Source organism: Streptomyces sp. NPDC048288, from assembly GCF_043201555.1.
Taxonomy (GTDB): domain Bacteria; phylum Actinomycetota; class Actinomycetes; order Streptomycetales; family Streptomycetaceae; genus Streptomyces.
The window spans coordinates 138,761-164,863 of record NZ_JBICZD010000012.1 but is presented as its reverse complement, the minus strand read 5'-3'; the positions used below and the strand labels follow the sequence as shown (position 1 = coordinate 164,863).

The 26,103-nt window shown below is 72.9% G+C and carries 24 protein-coding genes and 1 pseudogene; 10 read left to right on the top strand and 15 right to left on the bottom strand.

Features of this window, described 5'->3' with window-relative positions; all coding sequences use genetic code 11:
* Positions 1-93: 93 nt before the first annotated feature.
* The gene (locus tag ACGFZS_RS37000) at positions 94-1,674 is read right to left on the bottom strand and encodes an alkaline phosphatase D family protein (protein WP_393798773.1); all 1,581 of its coding nucleotides are present in this window, start codon (positions 1,672-1,674) and stop codon (positions 94-96) included.
* 108 nt (positions 1,675-1,782) lie between these two features.
* The gene (locus ACGFZS_RS36995; protein WP_393798772.1) at positions 1,783-3,213 is read right to left on the bottom strand and encodes a PLP-dependent aminotransferase family protein; all 1,431 of its coding nucleotides are present in this window, start codon (positions 3,211-3,213) and stop codon (positions 1,783-1,785) included.
* 47 nt (positions 3,214-3,260) lie between these two features.
* Between ACGFZS_RS36995 and ACGFZS_RS36990 the strand changes: the two are divergent.
* A pseudogene (locus ACGFZS_RS36990) lies at positions 3,261-4,118 on the top strand (DMT family transporter); the annotation flags it as partial.
* Positions 4,119-4,412: 294 nt separating this feature from the next.
* On the opposite strand, the gene ACGFZS_RS36985 reads toward ACGFZS_RS36990, so the two are convergent.
* Complete coding sequence (locus ACGFZS_RS36985) at positions 4,413-5,243, bottom strand: alpha/beta fold hydrolase (RefSeq protein WP_393798771.1); 831 nt, start codon at positions 5,241-5,243, stop codon at positions 4,413-4,415.
* Between the two features lie 133 nt (positions 5,244-5,376).
* Positions 5,377-6,024, bottom strand: coding sequence for an NADPH-dependent F420 reductase (locus ACGFZS_RS36980; protein WP_393798770.1), 648 nt, complete (start codon positions 6,022-6,024; stop codon positions 5,377-5,379).
* 120 nt (positions 6,025-6,144) lie between these two features.
* Here ACGFZS_RS36980 and ACGFZS_RS36975 point away from each other — a divergent pair, with 120 nt between their 5' ends.
* The gene (locus ACGFZS_RS36975; protein WP_393798769.1) at positions 6,145-7,047 is read left to right on the top strand and encodes an RNA polymerase sigma-70 factor; all 903 of its coding nucleotides are present in this window, start codon (positions 6,145-6,147) and stop codon (positions 7,045-7,047) included.
* A gap of 240 nt (positions 7,048-7,287) precedes the next feature.
* A complete protein-coding gene (locus ACGFZS_RS36970; RefSeq protein WP_393666384.1) occupies positions 7,288-8,049 on the top strand; it encodes a GntR family transcriptional regulator in 762 nt (253 codons plus the stop codon).
* Positions 8,050-8,173: 124 nt separating this feature from the next.
* Here the strand turns inward: ACGFZS_RS36970 and ACGFZS_RS36965 are convergent, their stop codons facing one another.
* The 3 genes from ACGFZS_RS36965 to ACGFZS_RS36955 all read right to left on the bottom strand — a co-directional run bounded on the left by ACGFZS_RS36965 (position 8,174) and on the right by ACGFZS_RS36955 (position 11,252).
* Positions 8,174-9,331 carry an ROK family transcriptional regulator gene (locus tag ACGFZS_RS36965; protein WP_355719195.1) on the bottom strand — a complete coding sequence of 386 codons (1,158 nt, stop codon included), beginning with the start codon at positions 9,329-9,331 and terminating at the stop codon, positions 8,174-8,176.
* A 101-nt stretch (positions 9,332-9,432) separates the two neighbouring features.
* Positions 9,433-10,083 (bottom strand): response regulator, encoded by a 651-nt coding sequence (locus ACGFZS_RS36960; RefSeq protein ID WP_393798768.1) that lies wholly within the window; start codon positions 10,081-10,083, stop codon positions 9,433-9,435.
* 14 nt (positions 10,084-10,097) lie between these two features.
* On the bottom strand, positions 10,098-11,252 hold the full coding sequence (locus tag ACGFZS_RS36955) for a sensor histidine kinase (RefSeq protein ID WP_393798767.1): 1,155 nt from the start codon (positions 11,250-11,252) through the stop codon (positions 10,098-10,100).
* Between the two features lie 109 nt (positions 11,253-11,361).
* Here ACGFZS_RS36955 and ACGFZS_RS36950 point away from each other — a divergent pair, with 109 nt between their 5' ends.
* Entirely contained in the window at positions 11,362-12,285 is a 924-nt protein-coding gene (locus ACGFZS_RS36950; RefSeq protein ID WP_393798766.1) for an ABC transporter ATP-binding protein, read from the top strand.
* A gap of 2 nt (positions 12,286-12,287) precedes the next feature.
* Positions 12,288-13,010 (top strand): ABC transporter permease, encoded by a 723-nt coding sequence (locus tag ACGFZS_RS36945; protein ID WP_393798765.1) that lies wholly within the window; start codon positions 12,288-12,290, stop codon positions 13,008-13,010.
* A gap of 34 nt (positions 13,011-13,044) precedes the next feature.
* Here the strand turns inward: ACGFZS_RS36945 and mug are convergent, their stop codons facing one another.
* From mug to ACGFZS_RS36905, 8 genes are all read right to left on the bottom strand, one after another.
* Complete coding sequence (gene mug, locus ACGFZS_RS36940) at positions 13,045-13,590, bottom strand: G/U mismatch-specific DNA glycosylase (RefSeq protein WP_359219632.1); 546 nt, start codon at positions 13,588-13,590, stop codon at positions 13,045-13,047.
* Entirely contained in the window at positions 13,587-15,038 is a 1,452-nt protein-coding gene (gene purB, locus ACGFZS_RS36935) for an adenylosuccinate lyase (RefSeq protein WP_393798764.1), read from the bottom strand. Before purB ends, mug begins: the two co-directional genes overlap by 4 nt.
* A 76-nt stretch (positions 15,039-15,114) precedes the next feature.
* Entirely contained in the window at positions 15,115-15,840 is a 726-nt protein-coding gene (locus ACGFZS_RS36930) for a GntR family transcriptional regulator (protein ID WP_393798763.1), read from the bottom strand.
* 80 nt (positions 15,841-15,920) lie between these two features.
* Positions 15,921-17,408 carry an aldehyde dehydrogenase gene (locus ACGFZS_RS36925; RefSeq protein ID WP_393798762.1) on the bottom strand — a complete coding sequence of 496 codons (1,488 nt, stop codon included), beginning with the start codon at positions 17,406-17,408 and terminating at the stop codon, positions 15,921-15,923.
* A 57-nt stretch (positions 17,409-17,465) separates the two neighbouring features.
* A complete protein-coding gene (locus ACGFZS_RS36920; RefSeq protein WP_393798761.1) occupies positions 17,466-18,236 on the bottom strand; it encodes an alpha/beta fold hydrolase in 771 nt (256 codons plus the stop codon).
* Position 18,237: 1 nt separating this feature from the next.
* Positions 18,238-18,789: an amino acid synthesis family protein gene (locus ACGFZS_RS36915; protein WP_393798760.1), complete on the bottom strand. Its 552-nt coding sequence runs from the start codon at positions 18,787-18,789 to the stop codon at positions 18,238-18,240.
* The gene (locus ACGFZS_RS36910) at positions 18,786-19,388 is read right to left on the bottom strand and encodes an amino acid synthesis family protein (protein WP_393798759.1); all 603 of its coding nucleotides are present in this window, start codon (positions 19,386-19,388) and stop codon (positions 18,786-18,788) included. Before ACGFZS_RS36910 ends, ACGFZS_RS36915 begins: the two co-directional genes overlap by 4 nt.
* On the bottom strand, positions 19,385-20,509 hold the full coding sequence (locus ACGFZS_RS36905; RefSeq protein WP_393798758.1) for an LLM class flavin-dependent oxidoreductase: 1,125 nt from the start codon (positions 20,507-20,509) through the stop codon (positions 19,385-19,387). Before ACGFZS_RS36905 ends, ACGFZS_RS36910 begins: the two co-directional genes overlap by 4 nt.
* A gap of 210 nt (positions 20,510-20,719) precedes the next feature.
* Between ACGFZS_RS36905 and ACGFZS_RS36900 the strand changes: the two genes are divergently transcribed.
* The 5 genes from ACGFZS_RS36900 (at position 20,720) to ACGFZS_RS36880 (ending at position 26,088) form a co-directional block, all read left to right on the top strand.
* Complete coding sequence (locus ACGFZS_RS36900) at positions 20,720-21,637, top strand: flavin reductase (protein WP_393798757.1); 918 nt, start codon at positions 20,720-20,722, stop codon at positions 21,635-21,637.
* Between the two features lie 32 nt (positions 21,638-21,669).
* Entirely contained in the window at positions 21,670-23,094 is a 1,425-nt protein-coding gene (locus ACGFZS_RS36895; RefSeq protein WP_393798756.1) for a purine-cytosine permease family protein, read from the top strand.
* A gap of 155 nt (positions 23,095-23,249) precedes the next feature.
* A complete protein-coding gene (glnT, locus tag ACGFZS_RS36890; RefSeq protein WP_393798755.1) occupies positions 23,250-24,557 on the top strand; it encodes a type III glutamate--ammonia ligase in 1,308 nt (435 codons plus the stop codon).
* An 11-nt stretch (positions 24,558-24,568) separates the two neighbouring features.
* Positions 24,569-25,426: a glutamine amidotransferase gene (locus tag ACGFZS_RS36885; protein ID WP_393798754.1), complete on the top strand. Its 858-nt coding sequence runs from the start codon at positions 24,569-24,571 to the stop codon at positions 25,424-25,426.
* On the top strand, positions 25,414-26,088 hold the full coding sequence (locus tag ACGFZS_RS36880; protein ID WP_393798753.1) for a glutamate synthase: 675 nt from the start codon (positions 25,414-25,416) through the stop codon (positions 26,086-26,088). The genes ACGFZS_RS36885 and ACGFZS_RS36880 overlap by 13 nt, the downstream gene beginning before the upstream one ends.
* Positions 26,089-26,103 lie beyond the last annotated feature (15 nt).

Here is a 26,103-nt window from a genome sequence, read left to right as displayed (position 1 = left end):
AACGCCCTGCTTCAGGGTGAGTTCGGGGGATGCGGCAGGGCCGCGCACCGGGGGATGACGCCGGGGCGCGGCCCTGTGCAGAGCGTACGGGAGTTACTGGCCGACCCGGCCCGGCTGCAGGGTCTGGGTGAACAGCACGGTGCCGTCGTACTCGCGCAGACGCACCGTCAGTTCGCCGCTGTCGCCGTCGATGTCGACCTCGCCGAAGAACTGGTAGCCCTCCGCGGGTGACACGTTCGAGGCGGTCGGCGCCTTGACGAACACCCGGTCGGGGCCGAACGTGCCGTCCAGCGCGTTGGCCGGGAAGGCGCCGGCGTTCAGCGGGCCGGAGACGAACTCCCAGAACGGCGCGAAGTCCTTGAACGCGGCCCGCGACGGGTCGTAGTGCTGGGCCGAGGTGTGGTGGACGTCGGCCGTCAGCCACACCGTGCCGGTGACCTTCCGGTGCTTGATGTACCGCAGCAGCTCCGCGATCTGCAGCTCACGGCCGAGCGGCGCGCCCGGGTCGCCCTGGGCGACGGCCTCGAAGTTCGCCTTGCCCTCCACCGGGTCGGGCACCACCAGGCCGAGCGGCATGTCCGCGGCGATCACCTTCCACACCGCCCGCGACCGGGACAGCTCGCGCTTGAGCCACTCCAGCTGCTCGGCGCCGAGGATGCCCTGCGGGTCGGTCGTCTGGTCGTCGGGGGAGTTGGCGTTGCGGTAGGTCCGCATGTCCAGGACGAACACGTCGAGGAGCGGGCCGTGGTGGTGGACGCGGTAGATCCGGCCGTCGGGACGGCCGCTGATCGTGGAGATCGGGAAGTACTCGGAGAACGCCTGCCGGGACCGCAGCGCCATGTCGTCCAGCTTGGTGCCGGCCGGGTAGGCGGTGCCGGAGCCGATGACCTCGCCCGGATACCAGTTGTTGCGGACCTCGTGGTCGTCCCACTGGATGACGTTCGGCACCTGGGCGTTGAACCGGCGCAGCGCCTGGTCCAGCAGGTTGTAGCGGAAGTTGCCGCGGAAGTCGTCCAGCGTGACCGCGACGTGCGACTTCTCCTCGCTGGTCACGTTGCGGTACAGGCTGCCGTCGGGCAGCGCCTGGGTCGCCGAGATGACGCCGTCGGCGTAGATGTTGTCACCGCTGCACAGGAAGAAGTCGGGGTCCAGCTTCGCCATCGCGTCGAAGATGCGGTAGCCGCCGATGGACTCGTTGATGCCCCAGCCCTGTCCGGCCAGGTCGCCCGACCACACGAACTTCACGCCCTGACGGCGGCGCGCGGAGGCCGTCCGGAAGGTTCCGCCGACCGGCTCGCCGGTGCGGCGCGGGTCGTCGGGGTCGGCGAGCAGCACGCGGTAGTGGATCTGCTCGCCGGACGGGAGCCCGTGCAGCCGGGTGGTGCCGGTGAAGTCGCTGCCGGAACCGAGCAGCGGACCGTGCCACCTGCGGGCGTTGCGGAACGACTCGGTGGCCGAGGTCTCCACGATCATCCGGGCCGGCCGGTCCGAACGGACCCACACCAGGCCGGAGCCGGCGGTCACGTCGCCCGCCTGTACGCCCCAGTCCGCGCGGGGGCGCCCGGACAGTGCGAACGCCGGCGCCGAACCGAGCGCCGTGGGCAGGGTCAGGGCCGCCGACGCGGCGAGCGAGCCGCGCAGCACGCTGCGGCGGCCGGGGAGCGAAAGGGACATGGAAGGGCCTCCAGGGCGGGGATCCGGCCAGTTGTGCACCGCCACAACTACTGGGGCGCCGCAGCGCGCACGGAAACCGCAAGTGAACAACGGACCGGGCCGGGAAGGTCACCCGGCAACCGCTTGCGCCATCAGCCGCACACCCTCCCGGATCCGTGCCGACGGCAGATGTGCGTACCCGAGCACCAGCCGTACGGCGGACTCGTCGCCCCGCGCGTGCGCGCACTCCCCGAGCGGCCGCACCGCCACCCCCGAGGCCGCCACCCGCCGTACGAAACTTCTCTCCGGCCCGTAGCGCTCCGGCAGTTCGGCGATCGCGTGCAGCCCCGCCGCGATCCCCGACACGCGCGCGTGCGGGAAGTGCTCGGCCAGCGCGGCGACCAGGGCGTCCCGCCGCTCGCGGTAGGCGCGCTGGCAGCGGCGCAGCTGCCGGTCGTAGTCGCCGCGTGCCACGAACCGGGCGAACACCGCCTGGTCGAGGGAGGGATGACCGAGGTCCATGGTCCGCTTGCGGTCGACGACCTCGTCCGCCAGGGACTCCGGCACCAGCAGCCAGCCCAGCCGCAGGCCGGGGGCGAGGGACTTGCTGACCGATCCCGCGTAGGCCACGCGTTCCGGGTCGAGGCCCTGCAGGGCGCCGACCGGGGCGCGGTCGTAGCGGAAGTCGCCGTCGTAGTCGTCCTCCAGCAGCAGGCCGTCCACCGAACGGGCCCAGTCGAGCAACTGGGCGCGGCGGTCGGCGGAGTAGGCGATCCCGGTCGGGTACTGGTGGGCGGGCGTCGTCACCACCGCGCGGACGCCCGACGCGCGCAGCGGGCGCAGGGCGAGGCCCTCGTCGTCCAGGGGCAGCGGCACGGCCCGGGTCCCGGCCGCCTCGTAGAGACCGTCGTGCTGCGGGCTGCCGGGGTCCTCCACCCCGATCTCGCGCAGCCCGCGCGCGTGCAGCACGGATCCGAGCAGGGCCGCCGCCTGCGCCACTCCGGAGACGACCACGATCCGCTCCGGGTCGGCGGCCACGCCCCGGCGCCGGGCAAGCAGTTCGGCCAGGGCCGAGCGCAGCCGGGGCAGCCCGCGCGGGTCCGGGTAGCCGAGGTCGCGGTGCGGGAGTTCCGCCAGCACCTCGCGCTGGGCTGCGGCCCACGCGGCGCGCGGGAACAGCGACAGGTCCGGCGACCCCGGTACGAAGTCCACGCGTACGCCCGCCGGACGCGGTGCGAGGTCCCGCGCGCGGGGCGACGCCGCCCGAACGGCACCGCCCACCCAGGTGCCCGCACCCCGGTCGCTGCGCAGATAGCCCTCCGCCGTCAACTGCTCGTACGCCTCCGTGACCAGCCCCCGGGACACGCCGAGGTCTCGCGCGAGGTCGCGGCTCGACGGCAGCCGGGTGCCGGGCGCGAGCCGTCCCGCGCGGATCGCCTCGCGCAGCGCCGCCTGGAGGGAACGGCCACGCGCGCGTGCCGGTGCCGAGGCGGCAGGCAGCAGCAGTTCCCACGCGGCGGAGCCGGGCAGGCCGTCCGGATTGGTCCCCGATGACGTCATGGAAGTGGACCTTAAACCGGACCGCCCGCGTTCCTAGCGTCGTCCTCATGAACGCGACCACCACACGCGGCGCCGCACTGACCGCGCTCGCCTACGTCCTCGTCGGAGGTTCCTTCACCGCCAACAGCGTGCTGGGCCGCTATCCCTACGTGGGCGGCCAGTTCGTCCGCTACGCACTGGCCTGTCTGCTGCTCCTGCCGTTCGTCGGGCGGGGCGCGGCGGAGCGGCTGCGCGGCCTGGGGGCGCGCGCCTGGCTCCGGCTGTCCCTCCTCGCCGCCGTGGGAATGGTCGGCTTCAACCTGGCGATCCTCGCCGCCGAGCGCACCGCGGAACCGGCGGTGCCGGGGGTCTTCGTGGGCTGCGCGCCGGTGGTGGTCGCGGTCCTGGTCCCGCTCCTCGACGGGCGCCGGCCCCAACGTCAGGTGTTCCGCGGGGCGTTGCTGGTCGCCATCGGCGCCTTCGCCGTCCAGGGCTGGGGACGGACGGACGCGCGCGGCATCGCCTTCTCGCTCTGCGCGCTCGCCGGTGAGGTCGGGTTCGCGGTGCTGGCGGGGCCGGTGCTGCGGGCGCTCGGGCCACGGCTGCTGACCGCCACGGTGTGCGCCCTCGCCGCGGCCGAGGCGGCGGTGGCCGGGGTGGTCCTCGACGGCGGGGCGTGGCTGCGCCGGCCCGACGCCACCGAGACGGCCGCGCTGCTGTGGCAGGCCGCGGTCGTCACCGTCGTCGGCTTCGTCTGCTGGTACATGGGCGTCCAGCGGATCGGCACGGAACGCGCCACCCTCTTCACCGGCCTCGTCCCCCTCGCCGCCGTCTGCACCGCACCCCTCGTCGGCACCGGCACCTACGGCCCCGCCCAGGCCGTCGGCAGCGTCCTGGTGGGCGCGGGCGTCGCCCTGGGCACGGGAACGCTGCCGCGCCTGGGCGACCGGTGGGCGGGTCCGGGAGCCGCGCGCCGCTTTCGCCCGTGGGCGGTGGCCGCGGATCTGTGGCGCCGTCCGCGCGACCGGTCGGTGGTCGCGGGCGCCGGGTGCCGTCCTGCTCACCGGCCGGCGGTCGCGGGAGTTCCGGGTCGCCCCGGTCGTCGGTCGGCGGCGGGAGCCGGGCCCCGCCGCACCCGTCGATCGGCCCCCACGGGGAGCTCGGCCTCTCCGAGCCCCCGGTCGGCGGCTGCCGGAGCCGTGGGGCGTGCCGGTCGGAGGTCAGCGGCTGCCGTCGAGGATGACGCGGGCGACGAGGGCGGGGTCGTCGTTCATCGGGCAGTGGCCGCAGCCGGGGAGGCGGACCAGGCGGGCCTTGGGGATGATCTGCTTGGCGCGGACGCCCTGGCGGCGTACGAGCAGCATGTCCCGGGTGCCCCAGCCCACGGTGACGGGGATGCCGGGGAGGTCGTCGCTGAACTGGACGGCGGCGCCCGCCCGCAGGGTGTCCGCGAAGCCGGTGGCCTGCGCGAGCGCGAGCGTCTCGGCGACCACGGCCTCGGGTGAACGGCGCGCCGGGCGGGCGTAGATGGTGCTCGTCAGGGCCGTCCGCCCGGCGGCCGACCGGGACAGCCGCTCGACCAGCGGCAGCGGCAGCCGTTCGGCGATTCGCCGCATGGTGATGAGCACGCCGAAGGCGTAGCGCCGTTCGGCCTGCGACCAGAACCCGGCCGGGGAGAGGGCGGTGACGGACCGGACGAGCTTCTCGCGGCCCAGTTCCAGCGCCAGCAGCCCGCCGAGCGAGTTGCCCGCCACATGCGGCCGGTCCAACTCCAGCGTCTCGAACAGGGCGGCGAGCACGGCGTTGGTCGTCGGGAGGTCGTAGGCGAGGCCCGCGGGCAGACCGGGGGAGGCGCCGAAGCCGGGCAGGTCCACGGCGATCACATCCCGCTCGGTCGCGAGGATGTCCACCACGGGGTCCCAGGCCTGCCGGTGATGCCCTATGCCGTGGATCAGGACCAGCGGCTCGCCGCGGCCCACGCGCGCGTAGGAGACGGTCACGTCCTGCTGCCCGTGCGCGGCCGGGACCTTGAAGGAGACGGTGGCGGACATGGGGCTCCTCGTCTGGGACTGCGGCGGGATGCCTGGGACCTCGGCGGACGCCGTGCCGTAGACAGCTTGTCAGCAATTGCTACTCACGGGTAGTCCCCGGCGGGGTGTGTCGTGCGCCGCCCCGCGCGGGCCGTCAACGCGCCCCGCGCAGCTCCAGGTTGAAATCGGGGTGCCCGAAGCGCCGCATGAGGGAGACCCACAGCGGCAGCCACATCTCCACCGCCCGCGAGGCCTCGATCCCGCCCAGGTCCAGCACCCGCTCGGCGGGCCAGCCGAACTCCCCGAGCAGCGAGGTCACCTGGGCCTTGGCAGCGGCGTCCGCGCCGCACACGAACAGGTTGTGCGCACCGGGCACCCGCCCCGGATCCACCATCACCCGGCAGTTGACCGTGTTCAGCGTCTTCACCACGCGCGCGTGCGGGAACGCCCGCTGGATCTGCTCGCCCACACTGTCCGACCCGACAGGATCCAGCCGTATTCCGCCGTCCTCGACCGCCAGCGGATTGGAGACGTCGATGAGGACCTTCCCGGCGAGATGCTCCGCGCCCGCCGCCTCCAGCGCCGCGAGCGCCACCCGGCCGCCCACCGCGTTGACGACCACCTCGGCGGCGGCCGCGGCGTCCGAGAACGTACCGGCGCGCCCGCCGGTCGCCCGGGCCCACTCCAGAGCGGCCGGACTGCCCTCGGTGCGCGAGCCGAGCGTCACCTCGTGCCCCAGCTCCACCAGCTTCCCGCCCAGCGTGCGGCCCACCTCGCCCGTGCCCAGTACCGCGTACCGCATCGGCCACCTCCCCTGTCCGCCGCCGGCCACCGGCGGTCCGCCGATCATTCTGGGCCGGGCGCACGGGGGAGGGAGCAATTCCGCCTGGACACGGGGAAACGTGTCGGATGGGATGGGGCCGTGACCGCCGACACCCTCACCGACGTCTTCGAGGAACACCGTCCCGCGCTCATGGGGGTCGCCTACCGCATGCTCGGCCGCGTGGCCGACGCGGAGGACGTGGTCCAGGACGCCTGGCTGCGCTGGTCCGGCGCGGACCGCGGCGACGTCCGCGAACCGCGCGGCTACCTGGTGCGCGTCACCACCCGGCTCGCCATCGACCGGCTCCGCCAGATCCGGGCCCGCGGCGAGACCTACGTCGGCCCTTGGCTCCCCGAGCCGTACGTCACCGACTTCGGCACCACCGCCACGGCCACCACCACTGCCCCCAACGGCGCCGAGCGCGCCGAACTGGCCGACTCCGTCTCGCTCGCCGTCCTCGTCGTCCTGGAGTCGCTGTCGCCTCTGGAACGCGCCGTGTTCGTGCTGCGCGAGGCCTTCGGGTACCCGCACGCCGAGATCGCCGCCATGCTCGACCGGGGTGAGGCCGCGGTGCGGCAGCTGGCCGGGCGCGCCCGCCGGCACGTCGACGAGCGGCGCACCCGCTACGAGGTCGACCCGGCCCGGCGCAGGGACCTGACCGAACGGTTCCTCGCCGCCGCGGCCGGCGGCGACCTGGAGGGGCTGATGGCCCTGCTCGCCCCCGACGTGCGCCTGGTGAGCGACGGCGGCGGCAAGGCGTCGGCGGCGCTGCGCGTCATCGTCACCCCCGGCAAGGTCGACCGGTTCCTGCTCGGCGTCGCCCGCAAGGAGGGCGCCGGGACGTCCTTCCGCTTCCTGGAGCTCAACGGCGGCCCGGCGGTGCTCCTGCTCGCCGACGGCCGGCCCGACAGCGTGTTCCAGCTGGACGTCGACGGGAGCGCCGTCCGGGCCGTCTACATCATCCGCAACCCCGACAAACTGCGGTCCCTCTCCGGCCTCTGACCCCCCGCGACCGGCGGCTCCCGCACCGCGACGGGAGCTTTGCCGCCATGTCACGAAAACGCCCCCGCGCGAACGCCTCATGAACGGTGCATGGCACCGCTTTCTATGCGTTGCCCCAGGGATCGAGGATTGGTCTTGACCAAGGGTGTGCGCCGCCCTATGGTCGCAGATAAGTACAACAACCTTTAATAAACAAGGGCGCTAAAACGCCGCCGGACCACGGCGATTGCGGAGGACAGGGTGGGGACCACGCAGCTGGAATCGGTGCCGGAACCGAAGTACTGGCATCTCAAGACCGTGCTCAGTGAGGCACTCGACTCGGAGTTCTCGGTCGGCGAGATCCTGCCCAACGAGCGCGACCTCGCCGCCCGCTTCGGGGTGGCCCGCGCCACGCTCCGTCAGGCCCTCGAACAGCTTGAACTGGAAGGCCGCCTGCAGCGCCGCCGCGGTGTCGGTACGACGGTGGCGCCCCCGCGCATGGGCGTGGCCGTGGGCAGCGACCAGCACGCCTGGCCCGGCGCCCCCGAGGACGCCTGGCAGCCCGTCGACTGCACTCTCGCGGTGCCGCCCGCCGCGGTCGCGGCCGCCCTGGAGACCGGCGCGGAGGAGCCCGTGCACATCGTGCGCCGCTCCCGTGTCTCGCACGGCCAGCCCGTCGCCGCCGAGCTGCTCTACGTCCCGGCCGCCTCGGTCCCGGACCTGACGGCGATCGACGCGCCGTCCGCGGCGGCACGCGCGCGTGCGGTGCTGCGCGAGCTGCAGCGCCTGGAGCTGGACGGCCAGAACCGCGCCGTGGAACTCGGCTCGGCCCGCGCGGACGACGCCAAGGAACTCGATCGCCTCCCCGGCGCCCCGGTCCTGGTCGTCACCACCCGCTTCCTCGCCGCCGGCCGCGTCGCCGCGCTCTCCAGCGCCACCTACCGCGCCGACACCTGCCGCCTGACCTTCGGCGACTCCGGCGGCGTCGAGATCCACCACGGCCCCGAGCAACAGGCCTCGTAGCCACCGCACCGGACCGAATCGCGCCCCGAACCCCCTCCGGGGCGCGACGCGTCTCCCGCCCCGGCCGCTCAGCGCCGTGCGGTGACCGTGCCGTCCACTGCGACGCGTTTCTCGCCCCGGCCGCTCAGCGGCGCGCGGTGACCGTGCCGTCCACCGCGAACAGCTGCTCCTCCACATGGTCGAGGGCGAGCCGCAGGGCGCCCGTCGCCACCGCCGCCTCGCCGAGGAGCGACAGGGCGACCCGGGGCGGACGCAGACAGTAACGGGCCAGTTCGCGGCGGAGCGGCTCCAGGACGCCGTCGAGGCCGGCCGCCCAGCCGCCGATCACCACCAGCTCCGGGTCCAGGGCCAGCACCAGCGCGGCCACGTCGTGGACCAGCCGCTGGATGAACCGGTCGACGGCGGCCCGCGCCCGCGCGTCGCCCTTGCGGGCCAGCGCGAACACCTCGGCGACCGCCTGCTCGTCCAGCGGGTGCAGCGGCTCGTCGGTCGTGGACAGCAGCGTCTCCGGCGTCACCTCGCGGCCCAACAGATGCAGCGCGCCGATCTCCCCGGCCGCCCCGCCGTAGCCCCGGTGCAGCCGCCCGCCGATCAGCGAACCGGCGCCCGGACTGAGTCCGGCCAGCACCATCACCACGTCGTCGGACTCGGTCGCGGCCCCCTTCCAGTGCTCGGCCACGGCCGCCGCGTTGGCGTCGTTCTCCACCAGCACCGGGCACTTGAAGGACCGGCTCAGCCGCTCGCCGAGGCGCAGCCCCGTCCACTCGGGCAGCGCGGTGCCCAGCCGTACCGTGCCGTCCGCCTCGACGATGCCCGGCGTCCCGACCCCGACGGCGCGCAGCGAACTGCGCGCCACCCCGGCCCGGCGCAGCAGTTCGGCGACCGCGGTCCGCAGCCGCTCCAGCCGCTCGTCCGCGTCCGCCGTCTCGTCGACGTCCTTGGCCTGCGCCCCCAGCATCCGGCCGTCCAGATCGGACAGCAGCGCGGCGACGCGGTGCGGGCCGATCTCCAGGCCCAGCAGATGCCCGGCCTCGGCCCGGAACCGGAACCGCCGGGCCGGCCGCCCCTGCCGCCGGGCCGCGCCCTCCTCGGCCGCCGTCTCGACGACCAGACCCCCCTCGATGAGCCCTTCGACGACCCCCTCGACCGTCGGCCGGGACAGCCCCGTCACCCGGGTGATCTCCGTGAGCGTCGCGCAGTCCGTGGCACGCAGCGCGTGCAGCACCACCGCGGAGTTGATCCTCCGCAACAGCGACGGATCACCGCCGGTCAGCCCCGCCAACGTCCGTCCTCCCAGCTTGCCGAGCGTGTTGGCCGGATCGTACTTCCCCACCGACGACCCCGGCGAGTGTCCGGCGCCCCCTACCTGCCGGGGATTCCCGGTCAGCGGGGCGCGACGAACCCCGACTCGTACGCCGCGATCACCGCCTGGGTGCGGTCCCGCGCGCCGAGTTTCGCCAGCACCGCTCCCACATGGGACTTCACGGTCTCGGTCCCGACGACCAGCCGGACGGCGATCTCGGCGTTGGACAGCCCCTGTGCCATGAGCCGCAGCACCTCGGCCTCCCGCCCGGTCAGCCGCGCCCACTCCAGCCCGTCCCGCCCGCCGCCCTCGCCGTACCGGGCGGCGAGCTGCCGTACCGAGGCGGGGAAGAGCAGCGACTCGCCCTCGGCGACCAGCCGTACCGCGTGCACGATCTCGGCGGGCCGGGCCCGCTTCAGCAGAAACCCGTCGGCACCGGCGCGCAGCGCCTCGTACACGTACTCGTCGTCCTCGAACGTCGTCACCACGAGGATCTTCGGCGGCTCGGCGACCGTGCGCAGCACCGCGCGCGTGGCCTCGATCCCGTCCAGCAACGGCATCCGCACGTCCATCGCGACCACGTCCGGCCGCAGCTGCCGCACCAGCGGGATCACCGCCGCCCCGTCCGCCGCCTCGCCGACCACCTCGATGTCGGGCTGAGCCTCCAGCACGGCCCGCAGACCGGCGCGTACGAGAGGTTCGTCGTCGACGAGGAGAACGGTGACCGGCATCCGGCCAGCGTAGATCAGCGCACCGGCAACTCGGCGTGCACCTGCCAGTCGCCCCCGTCCGGTCCGGTCCGCGCGCTGCCCCCGAGCAGGGCCGCGCGCTCGCGTATCCCGCGCAGCCCGCTGCCCCGCCCGGGCCCGGGTATCGGACCGGGGAGCGGATTGCGGACCTCCAGACCGAGCACCCCGCCGGACACGGTCACCCGGACCCGTACCGGCACCGGCCCCGCGTGCCGCAGCACATTGGTCAGCGCCTCCTGGAGGATCCGGTAGCCCTCCCGGGAGACCGGGCCCGGCACCGTCTCCAGCGCGCCGGTGACCTCCGAGTCCACCTTCGCCCCCGAGGCCCGCGCCGACTCCAGGAGCCGGTCGGCGTCGGTGAGCGTGGGCCGCCCGCTCACCGGCCGCCGCTCCTCGCGCAGCACGCCCAGCACCCGCTCCAGGTCCTCCAGCGCCCTACGGCCGGTCTCCTCGACGGCGGCCAGCGCCCGGTCGGTGAACTCCGGATCACCCGCCGCCCGGGCCGCGCCCGCCTGCACCACCGCCACCGTCAGCGCGTGCCCGATGGAGTCGTGCAACTCGCGCGCGATCCGGGTGCGTTCCAGCAGTTGCTCGGTGCGCTCCTCCAGGGCCGCGAGCCGTTCGGCGGCGGACGGGCCGAGCAGCCGCCGGGCGATCGCCGTGATCAGCTCCCCGAAACCGACGACCGCGCCGTAGAGCGCGATCAACGGTAGCGGGACCAGCAGGGCGTACGCCCAGTGCGGCCGGGCCGCGTCCAGCAGGGGGAGGCCGTCGGGCACCTGGCCCGCCGCGAGCCGGGCGAGGTCGAACGCGATCGCCGGCAGCCACACCGAGACCATCGCACCCGCCGAGCCGAGGACCATCCGCGCCTCCAGCCACAGCACCGTGCGCCCCCGGTCCCGCCAGGTCGCCGACGGCGTCTCCGAGATCCCCGAGTCCGCCTCGCCCGGCGTGAGCAGCAGCCGCGCCTGCACGCCCTCGCCCCGCCGCACGGCGGGGATCAGCCCGACCGGGACCAGCACCAGGGCCGGCACCCACGGCGTCGACGGGTCGACGAACAGCCAGAGGCCCACGACGAGCAACGGCACCCACAGGTGCACCAGTCGTGTGTACGTCGTCCCCCGCAGCAGCGGGCGCAGAAACCGGGCCATGCGGACATCGTGACAGGCACCACTGACAACGGACCTCCCCCGGGCGGGGGAGACGATCTCCACCGGCGGGGGAGGAGCCCAACCCGCCCCACCGGCCAGAGTGTTGGCCATGACCAGCCTCGACGTGCACGACCTCACCAAGGAGTACGGCGGCCGACGGGCCGTGGACCACCTCACCTTCACCGTCCACCCCGGCCGGGTCACCGGCTTCCTCGGCCCCAACGGCGCCGGCAAGTCCACCACCCTGCGCCTCGTCCTCGGCCTGGACCGCCCCACCTCCGGAACCGCCACGGTCGGCGGCCGCCCGTACCCCGAACTCCACGAGCCCCTGCGCCGGGTGGGCGCCCTGCTCGACGCCGACGCCGCGCACGGCTCCCGCACCGGACGCGACCACCTGCGCGCCCTCGCCGCGAGCAACCGCGTCCCGGACCGCCGGGTCGACGAGGTGCTGGAGGAGACGGGCCTCGCCCCCGCCGCCCGGCGCCGGGTACGGACGTACTCCCTGGGCATGCGCCAGCGGCTCGGCATCGCCGCCGCCCTCCTCGGCGACCCCGAGGTGGTCCTCCTCGACGAGCCCGCCAACGGCCTCGACCCCGAAGGCATCGTCTGGATCCGCCGGTTGCTGCGCCGGCTGGCGGCGGAGGGCCGCACGGTACTGGTCTCCAGCCATCTGATGAACGAGACGGCCTCCTTCGCGGACCACCTGATCGTCCTGGGCCGCGGCCGCCTGCTGGCCGACACCCCGGTCCGGGACTTCATCCACGCGCGCGTGCGGCCCGCGACCAGGGTCCGCACCACCGACGACGGGCAACTCGACCGACTGCTCACCCGGCACGGATACGAAGCGCGGCGCCGCGCGGACGGCGCCTGGACCGTGCTCCACGCGCGCGTGGAGGACATTGGGCGCGTCCTGGCCGACGCCGGCGTCCCCGTCCTCGAACTCGCCCAGGAGGAGGCCACCCTGGAGCAGGCCTACCTCGATCTGACGTCGGCGGAAGCCGAGTTCACCGCACACCACCACCAGGAGGCCTGACCGTGCCCGTCCAGCCCGTCCTGCCCGTCCTGCACGCCGAGTGGATCAAGATACGGACCCTGCGCCCGCTCGTCGGCGGCCTGGGCGCGCTCCTGGCCGTCACCGTCGCCTTCTCCGGGCTCGTGGCGGCCGGCACCGACGACGGCTCCGACCCGCTCTTCACGGTGTTCTTCGGCGTCTCCTTCGGGCAGATCGCGGCGATCGCCTTCGGCGCCACCGCCGTCTCGTCCGACCTCCGCGGCGGCGCGCTGCGGCTGGCCCTGTCCGCCGTACCCGACCGGCGCCGGTGGTTCGCCGCCAAGGCCACGGCGATCGCCCTGCCAGTGCTCGCTGTGGGCCTGGTCACCGGCCTCGCCACGCTGGCGCTGGGGAAGTACCTGCTCGGAGCGGCCCGTCCCACGTGGGCAGAGGGACTGCGCGGAGCGGTGGCCTGCGGTGTCTACCTGACGCTGATGGCCCTGTTCGCGGCGGGACTCACCGCCGTACTGCGCAGCGGCACCGCGACGCTGTCCGTCCTGATCCCGTTCCTGCTGACCGTGTCCTTCGTGATCGGCGACCTCTCCGGAGGCATCGCCGACCTGCTGCCCGACCGCGCCGGCCAGGTGGCGCTGCACAGCACCCGGCACGGCTCCCTCGGCCCGTGGACCGGACTCGCGGTCACCGCACTGTGGACGGCGGCCGCACTGCTCGCCGGCGCCCGGAGCCTGCACCGACGGGACGCCTGACCACCCCCCGACGGGACGCGGCCCCCTCCGCCGGTCAGCCCCGCGCCGCCTCCCGCAACCGCCCGAACTCCTCCGCCATCGTGGCCGCCGTCCAGTGTGCGTTCAGCCCGCTGGGGTTCGGCAGCACCCACACCCGGGTGTCGCCGATGGTCCGCTCCTGCGGTCCCATCCGGGCCTTGCGGTCGTCGAAGGCGGCCCGGTAGGCCGTGATGCCCACGACGGCCAGCCATCGCGGCCGGACCCGCTCCACCTTCGCCGTCAGCAGGCGTCCGCCCTCGGTGTACTCGGCGGCCGTCAGCTCGTCGGCCCGCGCGGTCGCCCGCGCCACCACGTTGGTGATGCCGAGCCCGTACGACGGCAGCTCACCCTGTTCCGCGGGCTTGAGCAGCCTCGGTGTGAAGCCGGACAGGTGCAGCACCGGCCAGAAGCGGTTGCCGGGGCGGGCGAAGTGGTGCCCGGTGGCCGCCGTCATCAGGCCGGGGTTGATCCCGCAGAACAGGACGTGCAGGCCGTCCGCGATCACGTCCGGGACGAGACGGTCGCGGGCGGCCTCCAGCTCCGCCGCCGTGAAGCGGGTCAGAGGATCGCTCCGGGCGTGTAGCCGGCCGCCTCCGGGTGCTGCTTGGCGATCTCCTCGATCCGGCCGACGACGACACCGACCTGGGCGGCCGCCGCACCCGTGAAGGACAGCTTGTCGGCCATCAGCGCGGCGAGCTGCTCGCGGTCGAGCGGCAGCCGCTCGTCGGCCGCCAGCTTGTCCAGCAGGTCGTTGCGCTCGGCGCCCTGCTCGCGCATGGCGAGTGCGGTGGCGACGGCGTTCTCCTTGATCGCCTCGTGCGCGACCTCACGGCCGACGCCCGCCCGCACCGCGCCCATCAGCACCTTGGTGGTGGCGAGGAAGGGGAGGTAGCGGTCCAGCTCGCGGGCGACGACGGCGGGGAAGGCACCGAACTCGTCGAGGACCGTCAGGAAGGTCTCCAGGAGGCCGTCGAGCGCGAAGAAGGCGTCCGGCAGGGCCACCCGGCGCACCACCGAGCAGGACACGTCGCCCTCGTTCCACTGGTCGCCCGCCAGCTCGCCGGTCATCGAGGCGTAGCCGCGCAGGATGACCATCAGGCCGTTGACGCGCTCGCAGGACCGCGTGTTCATCTTGTGCGGCATCGCCGAGGAGCCGACCTGGCCCGGCTTGAAGCCCTCGGTCACCAGCTCGTGCCCGGCCATCAGCCGGATCGTCTTGGCCAGGGAGGAGGGCGCGGCGGCCAACTGTACGAGCGCGGTCACCACCTCGTAGTCCAGCGAGCGCGGGTACACCTGGCCGACCGAGGTGAACGCCTGCGAGAAGCCGAGGTGCCCGGCGATCCGGTCCTCCAGCTCGGCCAGCTTCGCCGCGTCCCCGCCCAGCAGGTCCAGCATGTCCTGGGCGGTGCCGACCGGGCCCTTGATGCCGCGCAGCGGGTAGCGGCCGAGCAGCTCCTCCACGCGGCCGTACGCCACGAGCAGCTCGTCGGCGGCGGTCGCGAAGCGCTTGCCGAGGGTGGTGGCCTGCGCGGCCACGTTGTGCGAGCGGCCCGCCATCACCAGCTCGGCGTACTCGCCGGCCAGCTTGCCCAGACGCGCCAGGACGGCCACCGTACGGTCGCGCACCAGCTCCAGCGAGAGCCGGATCTGCAGCTGCTCGACGTTCTCCGTCAGGTCACGGGAGGTCATGCCCTTGTGCACGTGCTCGTGCCCGGCGAGGTCGTTGAACTCCTCGATCCGCGCCTTCACGTCGTGCCGGGTGACCTTCTCGCGCTCGGCGATGGAGGCCAGGTCGACGGTGTCGAGGACCCGCTCGTAGTCGGCGATCGCCGCGTCCGGCACCTCGATCCCGAGGTCCTTCTGGGCCCGCAGTACGGCGAGCCAGAGCTGCCGCTCCAGCTTCACCTTCTGCTCGGGCGACCAGAGCGTGGCGAGCTCGGCGGAGGCGTAGCGTCCGGCGAGGACGTTCGGGATGCGGGGCTTGGCGGGTGCGGCTGAAGTCACGTGCACGGAGTTTACCCGGCGCCCGGCACCGCCTCCGGAGCGTCCACGGAGCAGACGCCCAGGTGAGGCCGGGACCTGACGGTCACCTCGGGGAACCGGCCCCGCCCGGGTCCCCCTCCGCCTGCTCCCGTTCGTCCATCCCCGCCAGCAGCGCCTGATGGCTGCGCCGGACGTGCTCGCGCATGACCCGTTCGGCGCCGTCGCCGTCCTTGGCGAGGACGAGGTCCAGCACCCGGTGGTGCTCGTGGTCCGACTCGGTCAGGCGGCCCGGCTGGGCCAGCGAGGTGCGGACCAGCCGGGCATAGGCGAGCTGGTTCATCAGGGTGCGGTAGTGCGCCTCCAGCTTGGTGTTGTCGGCGCCGACGACGATCAGGTCGTGGAACTCGTGCACCAGCCGCCCGTACCCCTCGGCGTCACCCGCCCGCACCGCCTCGTCGGCCTCGCGCATGTTGTCGCGCAGCCGGGTCACCTCGGGCACGTTGCCCCGGAAGGCCAGTAGCCGGGCCGCCGCGCCCTCCAGCAGCTCCTTCATCTGGAACAGCTCGGTGATCTCCCGCCGCGAGGGCACCGCGACGAACGTGCCGACCCGCGGCCGTACCTCCACCAGGCCCTCGATCTGCAACTGCTTCAGGGCCTCGCGGATGGGGGTACGGCTGACCCCGAAGGTCTCCGACAGCGCCATCTCGGACAGGCTGGAGCGCGGTGGCAGCTCACCGGTGATGATCATCTGCCGCAGCTCCTCGGCGACGCGCGCCTGCATGCTCGTCTGCTGGAGCGGCTTCCGCGCCCGGCCACTGGGTTCTTGCATGGTACGTGAACATAGTCGGGGGCGTCGGGTGACGTCAACAGTCCGTGGCGATGTCGGCCGCTCTGCCATACAAGGGTCGTTCATGACCGCAGGATGAACGGGTCACCGGCCGGTTCCTCGCTCGTGTTGACCCACACGCTCTTTAGCCGCGTGTACTCCCGGATCACCTCCGTGCTGTGCTCGACACCCGTGCCGCTGCTCTTGAAGCCGGACCGCGGGGACATCGGCGACATCGACCGGTAGGTGTTGGCCCACACGGTGCCCGCCTCCAGCCGCGCCGCCATCCGGTGCACCCGGTTCACGTCCCGGGTCCACACGCCCGCGGCCAGGCCGTACGCCGAGTCGTTGGCGATGGCCAGGGCCTCCTCCTCGGACGCGAACGGCAGGACGGTGGCGACCGGGCCGAAGATCTCCTCCCGGCAGATCCGCATCGCGTTGTCGGTACCGGTGAAGACCGTGGGGGAGTAGAACCAGCCGTCGAGACCGGTGTCGGGCCGGGCCCCGCCGCAGACCACCTTGCCGCCCTCGGCCAGCCCGAGTGCGACGTACGACTCGACCTTGGCCAGCTGGTCGGCGAGGGCCAGCGGGCCGAGTTCGGTGGAGTCCTCCAGCGGGTCGCCGATCCGGATGGTGGCGGCCCGCGCGGTCACCCGCTCCAGGACCTCGTCGTACACGTCCTCATGCACCAGGACCCGGCTGCCGGCCACACAGGTCTGGCCCGCCGCCGCGAAGACGCCCGCGATCACGCCCATCGACGCCGACGCCAGGTCGGCGTCCGGGAAGACGATGTTCGGTGACTTCCCGCCGAGTTCGAGCGTGCAGCGGACGAACCGGTCGGCGCAGGTGCGGGCGATACGGCGGCCGGTCTCGGTGGAACCCGTGAAGGTCACCTTGGCGACGTCCGGGTGCTCGGTGAGGGGGCCGCCCGCGGTCGGGCCGAAGCCGGTGACCACGTTGACGACACCCGGCGGGAAGCCGGCCTCCTCGAAGAGCGGGGCGAGGGCGAGGAGGGAGGCCGAGGTGTGCTCGGACGGCTTGACGACCACGGTGTTGCCCGCGGCGAGGGCCGGGGCGAGCTTGGTCGCGGTGAGGAGGAGGGGGGAGTTCCAGGGGGTGATCGCGCCGACCACGCCGACGGGTTCGCGCAGCGTGTAGTTGAGCAGGTCACGGCTCGCGCCGGGGATGACCTCGCCGTGGATCTTGTCGGCCAGGCCGGCGTAGTAGTGGAAGTACTCGGGGAGACCGGCGAGTTGGGCGCGCATCTCGCGCAGGAGCTTGCCGTTGTCGAGGGTTTCGGTGCGGGCGAGTTCCTCGGCGTGCTCGCCGATGAGGTCGGCGAGGTTGCGCAGCAGGCGGCCCCGGCGGGTCTGGCTGAGGTCGCGCCAGCGGGGGTCCTCGAAGGCGGTGCGGGCGGCGCGGACGGCGCGGTCGACGTCTTCGGCGGTGCCGCTCGCGGCCTCGTACCAGGGCTGGGCCGTGGTGGGGTTGAGGCTGGGGAAGTACTCGCCGGAGGCCGGTGCGGTCCATTCTCCGGCGATGTAGTGGTCGTGGCGGGGGAGTGGGGGCATGCGGTGGGCTCCTCGGGTGCGGGTTGAGTGTGGTTGCTCGCGCAGTTCCCCGCGCCCCTAAAGGGGCGCCCAGGGTGCCGTGTGTTTCAGGATCACCTCGGTCAGCTCCTCAGGGCGTTCCAGCGGCAGCAGATGGCGTGCTCCGGGCAGGACTTCCGCATGGGCACCTGGAATTCGGTCGGCCAGTCGGCGGGTCATCTCCGGGGTCGAACCGGGATCGTCCGCACCGGTCACCGCGAGTGTCGGTGCTTTGATCTCGGGCAACCGGGGCCACAGCGGGCCGTCCGCCGTCGCGAACACGTCGTAGCAGGCCAGGTACGAAGTCCGGTCGTTCGCCAGCAGTGTGGCGAGTACCCGGTCCGCCGACTCCGGCTCACGCGACCGCCATTGAGGGGAGAACCAGCGGTCCACCGCCGCCCGCGCCGACCCCTCGAAATCCGCCCGCGCCCGCTCCCGCCTCCCGGCCACCGCCGTCCGCTCCTCCTCCGACCGCCCGGCGACCGAGCTGACCAAGGTGAGGGTGGCCGTCAACTCGGCTCGTGTGACGGCCAGTTGCTGGGCCACCAGGGCGCCCAGCGAGAAGCCCACCAGATGGGTCGGCCCGTCCAGGAGTTCGGCCACGTCCTCGGCCAGGTCCGCCAGTGACACGCCCGGGGCCGCCGGTGGGGAGTCGCCGTGCCCGCGCAGGTCGACCAGGGTCACCCGGTGCCGTGCCGCCAGCGACGGCAGACAGCGCGCCCACATGCTCCGGTCGAGCCCGACACCGTGCAGCAGCACGAGATCCGTACCGTCGCCGTGGATCTCGTGGCTCAAGGCCGCCGCCGTCATGTCACTGTTCCGTGGCCAGCGGAGCCAGCCGTGCCTGGGGCCTGCCCTGGGCCGCCGCCGCGAGGCCGATGACGATCTCGTCGGCGCGGGGGCCGTCCGGGACCCGGACCTCGATGCTCTGGTGGTGGGAGCGGATCGTCGCGTCGGTGACGTGCTTGAGCGGGATGTCGAAGACCGTGCCGGCCGCCGCCCGCTTCTCCACCGCGGGCAGCAGGGTGGTCGCGTCGGCCGCCTTGCGGAAGTGGTCGCCGAACTTCAGCGTGTGGATCAGGCCCGAGCCGTGCTCGATCTCCCCGTCCAGGCCGACGATCGCCGCCTTGCCGTACGCCTCCACCGGCGCGCCGAGCGCGGCGACCACCCGGGGTGCCAGCAACTCGCCGAGCTGCGGGGCGACTTCGTCGATGGCGGGCAGCAGGTCGGCCACGAAGCCCTGGCCCGCCCACGGGTTCTCGATCACCGCGAGCACCACCGCCGTACGGGCGGGCGGGTCGACCGGTCGGCCGCCCTCGGTGTGGATGTCCTCCGTGTACGTGATGATCTTCCGGACGTTCATCGGGCGCTCTCCAGTTTCTCCAGGTCGGCGAGGCGGACCACGGGGTCGGTACGGCGGTCCCCGATACGGGCGTTGGGGCGGGGCCCGGACGCGGCGGCGGCGATCACCACGATCTCGTCGGGGCGGGGCGCGTCGGGGACCCTGATCTGCACGGTCTGGTAGTGCGAGCGGGTCGCGGCGGCCGTCTTGTGCCACAGCGGCACGGTCAGCGGTTCGCCCGCCGGCAGCCGGTCGTCGTTGAAGACGATGATGGAGGTGCCCTCCGTCAGCTCCCGCAGGACGTTGCCGAAGTACGGGGTGTGGATGAGCGCTCCGCCGTGCTCGACCTCGCCGTCGAGCCCGACCACGGCCGCCTTCCCGAAGGCCTCCACGTGGTCGGCGCCGCCGATTTCCGCGATCAGCCTGCCGGTCAGGAGCTGCGCCAACTCCGGTGCCACCGCCTCCACCTCGGGCTGGAGGTCGGCGACGAAGCCGCGCCCGGCCCACGGGTTGCGGATCACCGCGGCGACCGCGACCCGCCGTGCCGGAGCGGCCACCGGGCGGCCCAGTTCCAGCAGCACCTCGTCGACGACGGTCACGACCTTGCGGATGTCCGTCATGCGGTGAACTCCGGCATGACCTTGTCCGCGAACAGCTCCAGGCTGCGCATCGCCTTGCGGTGTTCCAGACCCGGGTGCGTGGTCCACAGGAGCAGGTGCTCAAGACCGACCTCGTCGCGGAGTTCGGCGATCTTCTCCGCGACGTACTCGGGGGTGCCGACCAGCAGGTTGCGGCCGTGCAGGAAGTCGTACGACAGCTGGTGCGCGTCGGTGAGCTCCTCGTCGGCCTCCATCAGGTTGGCCAGGCCCCGCCAGTGCATGATCCAGCGGTACGTCGTCATCAGCGCCTCCTCGAAGTCGGCGCGGGCCTGCTCCATGGTGTCGGCGACGTACACGTCACGGACCAGGCCGATGCCCTCGCCGAGCGCGTACTCCCGGCCCGACGCCAGGCTGGCCGTGGTGCGGTACAGCTCGAAACGTTCCTTCAGGGCGGAGACCGGCGGCAGCCAGAACATGCCCTGGACGCCGTCGGCCGCGGCGGCCTGGATGGAGCGGGGGCTGTCGATGACCTGCCAGAGGGGCGGGTGCGGGCGCTGCAGCGGGAACGGGGTGACCTGCATCTTCGTGATCACGCCATCGGTGGTGTAGTCGTCCGTGGCGGGGGAGAGCGGGTGGTTCCACTTCACCCCGGGGGCCGGGAACTCGTAGAAGCGGCCGTGGTGCGCGAAGAACTCGCCGCTCCACGCCTTGCGCAGGATCTCCACCGTCTCGTCGTACAGCGCCCGGTTCTGCTCCTGGTCGCGCGGGTCGGCGAGCGCGTTGAGGTTCAGGGCCTCGCGGCCGTACAGGCCCCGGCCGAGGCCGACCTCGACGCGGCCGCCGGAGAGCTGGTCGAGCATCGCGATGTCCTCGGCCAGGCGCAGCGGATGCCAGAAAGTGGCGATGGAGGCCGCCTGGCCGATCCGGATGCGCGAGGTGCGGGCGGCGATGTCGGCGCCCATGAGGACCGGGTTCGGGGTGATCTCGATGGCCTCGTGGCCGAAGTGGTGCTCCGTGTACCAGGTGGACCAGAACCCCGCTTCTTCGGCCGCTACGGCGAACTCGCGTGCCTCGTCCATGACTTGGGCGTACTCACCGAGCCGGCCGGGCGCTCCGAGGTTGTGGAATATCGAGAACCGCATCAAGTGTCCTTTCCACTTCGGCTGTGCCATGCAAGCGAGGCTAGGAGTGCGGATCGGGCCCGTCAAGGGTTCACCTCGTCGAAACAAGCATGACCTGTGTATTTGACGCGTCTACCAGGGCGGATCGAGCTTTTGCGTCGGGGGTGTTGACACGGTTGTGTGGCGTACTTACCGTCCTCTGCCATACAAGAGCTGACCGATGGGACCGCCATGACCCACACTCTTGACCGCACCTCCCTCCTCCGCTCCGCCTGGCGGGCCGCCTGGGACCAGGGGCGGGTCGACGCCCTGGACGACCTGCTCAGCCCCTCCTACGTCCGCCGCCGCGGCCCCGCCGGCGCCACCCAGACCCGCGACCAGTTCAAGGACTCCGTCCGCGCGGTGCGGGAGGCGTTCCCCGACCTGCGCACCGAGATCGAGGACGTCGTCGAGGACGGCGACCGGGTGGCGGTCCGCTGGCGCAGCACCGGGCGCCACACCGGCGCCTTCCTCGGGGTGCCGCCCACCGGCAAACCCGTCGAGGTCTCGGGCGCCACCTTCGCCCGCTTCGAAGGCCCGGCCGTGGCCGAGGAGTGGGTGACCTTCGACTCCCGTCAGCTCCTCGAAGCGCTCGGGATCATCACCACCGCACAGCAGGCCGCCGTCGACCCGGACCTGGTGCGCGGGGTGCACCGCAAGTTCATCACCGGCGTCACCGTGGTCACCACGGACGACGACGGCACCCCCCGCGGGCTGGCCTGCAACGCCTTCTCCAGCATCTCCCTCGACCCGCCGATGGTGCTGGTCTGCGTCCAGCACAGCTCCGCCACGCACCCCGCCCTGCACCGGGCGAGCCACCTCGGCATCAGCATCCTCGCCGCCGACCAGCTCGACGTCGCGAAGACCTTCGCCGCCAAGGGCGACGACAAGTTCGCCCGGATCTCCTGGACGCCCGGTGCCTTCGGCGCCCCGCTGATCGACGGCTCCTGCGCCCAGCTGGAGGTGGAGATCGGGGAACGCCTGGAGGCCGGCAGCCACACCGTGTTCACCGGCCGGGTGGTCTCCGCCCGCCACGACGACCTCGCCCCGCTGGTCTACAGCGGCGGCGGATTCTTCGACATCTCGCACACGGCGCCGCTGCCGTGGTGACCTTCCTCCCGTAGCAAGAGCAGGAGCACCGCATGACAGAAGGAACACCGGCGCCGGTCTACGGCAGCGCGGTCACCAAGGTCGAGCCCTTCGGCGTCGACCACATCCCCGACAACGAGCGGCACGGCAGGCCCAGTTCGCAGTTCTTCGTCTGGTTCGCGGCCGGCCTCAACTTCCCGATCATCCTGCTCGGCTTCAGCGCGGCCTGGTTCGGGCTGAGCTTCGGCGCCGCGGCAACGGCCATCGTGATCGGCGCGGCGCTCGGCTCCCTGCTGATGGCCGTGATGTCCCGGATGGGCGTACGGCTCGGGGTGCCGCAGCAGATCCAGGCCCGCGGCCCGCTGGGCTTCTTCGGCAACTTCCTGCCGGTGGCCTACATCAACGTCTTCGCGGGGATCGGCTGGGCCTCCGTCACCGTGATCCTCGGCGGCAAGGCGTTCGCCGAGCTGACGCATCTGCCGTTCTGGCTGTGCGCGGCCGTGCTCACGGCGGCCGAGCTGGTGGTGTCGATCTACGGCTACAACATGATCAACTACCTCCAGCGGGTGCTCACCTACGTCCTGACCCCGCTGTTCCTGCTGATCACCGTGGTCGCCGTGGTGCGCGGCGGCAGCTTCTTCCACGCCGACCCGCACGCCTCCGGATACATCGGGGCCACCGGCGGCTGGATCACCTTCGGCGGCTGGTTCCTCTCCTTCCTGGTCGCCTGGGCCCCCTTCGCCTCCGACTACTCGCGCTACCTCCCCGACACCCCCGAGGTCGTCACCCGCACCGCCTGGTACACCGGGCTCGGCAACTTCGTCACCATCTGCTGGCTGGGCATCCTCGGCGTGGTCGTCGGCGGCAGCGCCACCAGCTCCGACTCCATCACCGCGCTGCACGAACTGGCGGGCCCGTTCGCCGTCCCGGCCCTGATCGCCGTCGGCCTGTCCGCGCTCGCGCAGAACTTCCTCAACGTCTACGGCGGCGCGATCTCCGTACAGACCCTGAAGGTCCCGGTCAGCCGCAGTCAGGCGGTCACCGCGATCTGCCTGCTGGCCTACGCGATCAGCCTGTGGGGCGAGTCCGGCACGGAGGACAAGTTCAAGGTCTTCCTCAATCTCACCGCCTACTTCATCGCCCCGTTCGCGGCCGTGCTGCTGCTCGACTTCTACCTGGGCGGCCGCTCCGACCCGTCCCGGATCGCCGAACTCTACGACCGCCGCCGGATCCTGGACTGGGGGTTCGTCGCCTGGGCGGGCGGGGTCGCCGCGTCGGTGCCGTTCTGGCAGTCCAGCTTCTACACCGGGCCGTTCTCGAAGGCATTCCCCGGCGCCGGCGACCTGAGCATGTTCGTCGCGGCGGGCGCGGGCATGGTCCTCTACCTGCTGACGTACCGGCTGAAGCCGCTGTGGATCGCCGACGGCGGGCCGACACCGGCCCTCGTCGCCGACAAGGCCGCCGCCGACCTCTCCTGACGGCTCCTCAGGGCCGGTCATCCCTCCTCGGAGGCGGTGACCGGCCCTTCGGCTTACGGGGAACTTCCCGGGCGGAAATCCCGCCGTAACGCACCGACTGTCTACTGGTGTGCAACAGTGATTCATGTCAGTGGACACCTCCCGGGAGGCCCCCCATGACGACCGACCTCGCCGCACTGGTCCGGGACGACGGCATCGAGTTCGTGCTCGCCGTCTTCGTCGACCTGACCGGCAAGCCGTGCGCCAAGCTCGTCCCCGCCCAGGCCGTCGAGGAACTCCGGGACGAGGGCGTCGGCTTCGCCGGATACGCGGCCGGCGCGCTCGGCCAGCAGCCCAGCGACCCGGACGTCGTCGCCCGGCCCGACGTCTCCTCGTACACCCCGCTCCCCTTCGTCAAACCCGGCCTCGCGCTCGTCCACTGCGACCCGTACGTCGAGGGAGAACCCTGGCCCTACGCCCCGCGCGTCATCCTGCGCTCGCTGCTTGAGCGGGCCGCCGCCCGGGGACTCTCCCTGGCCGTGGGCGCCGAGGTCGAGTACTTCCTGGTCAACCGCGACGAACACGGCGTCCTCAGCGTCGCCGACGCCAGGGACACCGCCTCGCAACCCTGTTACGACGCCCGCGGCCTGACCCGGATGTACGACCACCTCACCGCCGTCTCCACCGCGATGAACAGCCTCGGCTGGGGCAACTACGCCAACGACCACGAGGACGGCAACGGCCAGTTCGAGCAGAACTTCCGCTACGCCGACGCCCTCACCACCGCCGACCGGGTCATCACCATGCGCTACCTGGTGTCGGTCCTCGCCGAACAGCGCGGCATGACCGCCACGTTCATGCCGAAGCCGTTCACCGACCGCACCGGCACCGGCATGCACCTGCACCTGTCGCTGTGGCGGGACGGCGAACCCGCCTTCCCCGACCCGGCGGACACCCGCGGCCTCGGCCTCTCCCCGCTCGCCTACTCCTTCGTCGCCGGGATCGTCGAGCACGCCCGCGCCCTCCAGGCCGTCATCGCGCCCACCGTCAACTCCTACAAGCGCACCGGCGCCGTCTCCACCCGCTCCGGCGCCACCTGGTCGCCCCGGGTCGCGGGCTACGGCGGCAACGACCGCACCCACTTCGTGCGCGTCCCCGACGGCAACCGCGTCGAACTGCGCGGCGGTGACGGCGCCGCCAACCCCTACCTCGCCGCCGCCGGTGCGCTGGCCGCCGGACTCGACGGCATCGAACGCGGCCTCGACCCGGGCGAGCCGGGCGCCGGGGGCAAGGGACCGGAACTCCCGCCGACCCTGCTGCACGCCGTCGAGGCCCTCCAGTCCGACGACGTCATCAGCGGCACCCTCGACGCCGCCGGGCCGGGCGTGAGCCGCTACTTCGCCGACCTCAAGCGCGAGGAGTTCTTCGACTGGCACTCCACGGTCGGCCCCTGGGAGCTGGACCGCTATCTCACCGCCTTCTGAAGGGACTCGGTATGTGCGGAATCGTCGGGCTCCATCTGCGGGAGCCCGCCCTCGAACCCCGGCTCGGCGAACTGCTCGCCGCGATGCTGGGACAAGTCGTCGAACGCGGGCCGGACTCGGCGGGCGTCGCCGTCTACGGCGACCCGCGGCTGTCCCCGCCCGGGCAGAGCGTGGTCTCCCTGCTCGGCACCTCGGTCGCCGAGGTCCGGACGGTACTGCCGGGCGCGGTGGCCTACGACGCCGACGCCACGACCGTCGTCCACGCGGAGCCCGCCCGGCTGGCCGAACTCCTGCCCCACGCCCGGGTGATCGGCTCCGGCGAGGGCTGCGCCGTACTGAAGGGCACCGGAAACCCGGTGCGGCTGGCCGAGTCCTTCGGGCTCGCCGGCGTCACCGGCTGGCAGGGCGTCGGGCACACCCGGATGGCCACCGAGTCGGCGGTCACCCCCGAGGGCGCCCACCCCTTCTCCGTGGGGCCAGGACAGTGCCTGGTGCACAACGGCTCCTTCGCCAACCACGCCACCATCCGCCGTGAACTGCGCGCCCAGGGCGTCGAGTTCGACAGCGAGAACGACTCCGAGGTCGGCGCCCGGTTCGTCGCGCACCACCTCGCCCAGGGCGCCGACCTGGAGAAGGCGCTGAAGCTGCTGTGCGAACGCTTCGACGGCTTCTACACGCTGCTGGTCTCCACCGGCGACTCCTTCGCGGTGGTCCGCGACGCCATCGCCTGCAAGCCGGCGCTGGTCGCCGAGACCGCCGACTGGGTGGCGATGGCCTCCGAGTACCGGGCGCTGGACGTCCTGCCGGGCATCGAGAACGCCCGCATCTTCGAACCCGAGCCGGAAGAGGTGTACGTATGGCGACGCTGATCGACCTGGCGACGACGCCGGTGCGCGAGCTCAACGGGGCGTTGCACGCGGCCGGGGCCGACGACTGGCGGGTGCTGAACCCGCGCGGGGCGCACGCCGTCGCCTGCGGCATCCGGGAACCGCTCACCGTCGACATCGAGGGCCACGTCGGCTACTACTGCGCCGGCATGAACCAGCACGCCACGGTCACCGTGCACGGCAACGCGGGGACCGGGGTCGCCGAGAACATGATGTCGGGGACGGTCCGGGTGCGGGGGAGCGCCTCCCAGTCGGCGGGGGCCACGGCCCATGGAGGGCTGCTGGTGATCGACGGGGACGCGTCGGCCCGGTGCGGGATCTCCATGAAGGGCGTGGACATCGTGGTCGGCGGAAACGTCGGTCACATGAGTGCGTTCATGGGGCAGGCCGGGCGGTTGGTGGTCTGCGGGGACGCGGGGGAGGCGCTGGGGGACTCGCTGTACGAGGCGCGGATCTATGTGCGGGGGGCGGTGAAGTCGCTGGGCGCGGACTGTGTGGAGAAGGAGATGCGGGGTGAGCATCTCGCCGAGTTGGGTGAGTTGTTGAAGGCGGCGGAGCGGGAGGAGGAGCCGGGGGAGTTTCGCCGGTACGGCTCGGCGAGGGAGTTGTATCACTTCAAGATCGACAACTTGGGTGCGTATTAGCGCCGTTGTCGGCTG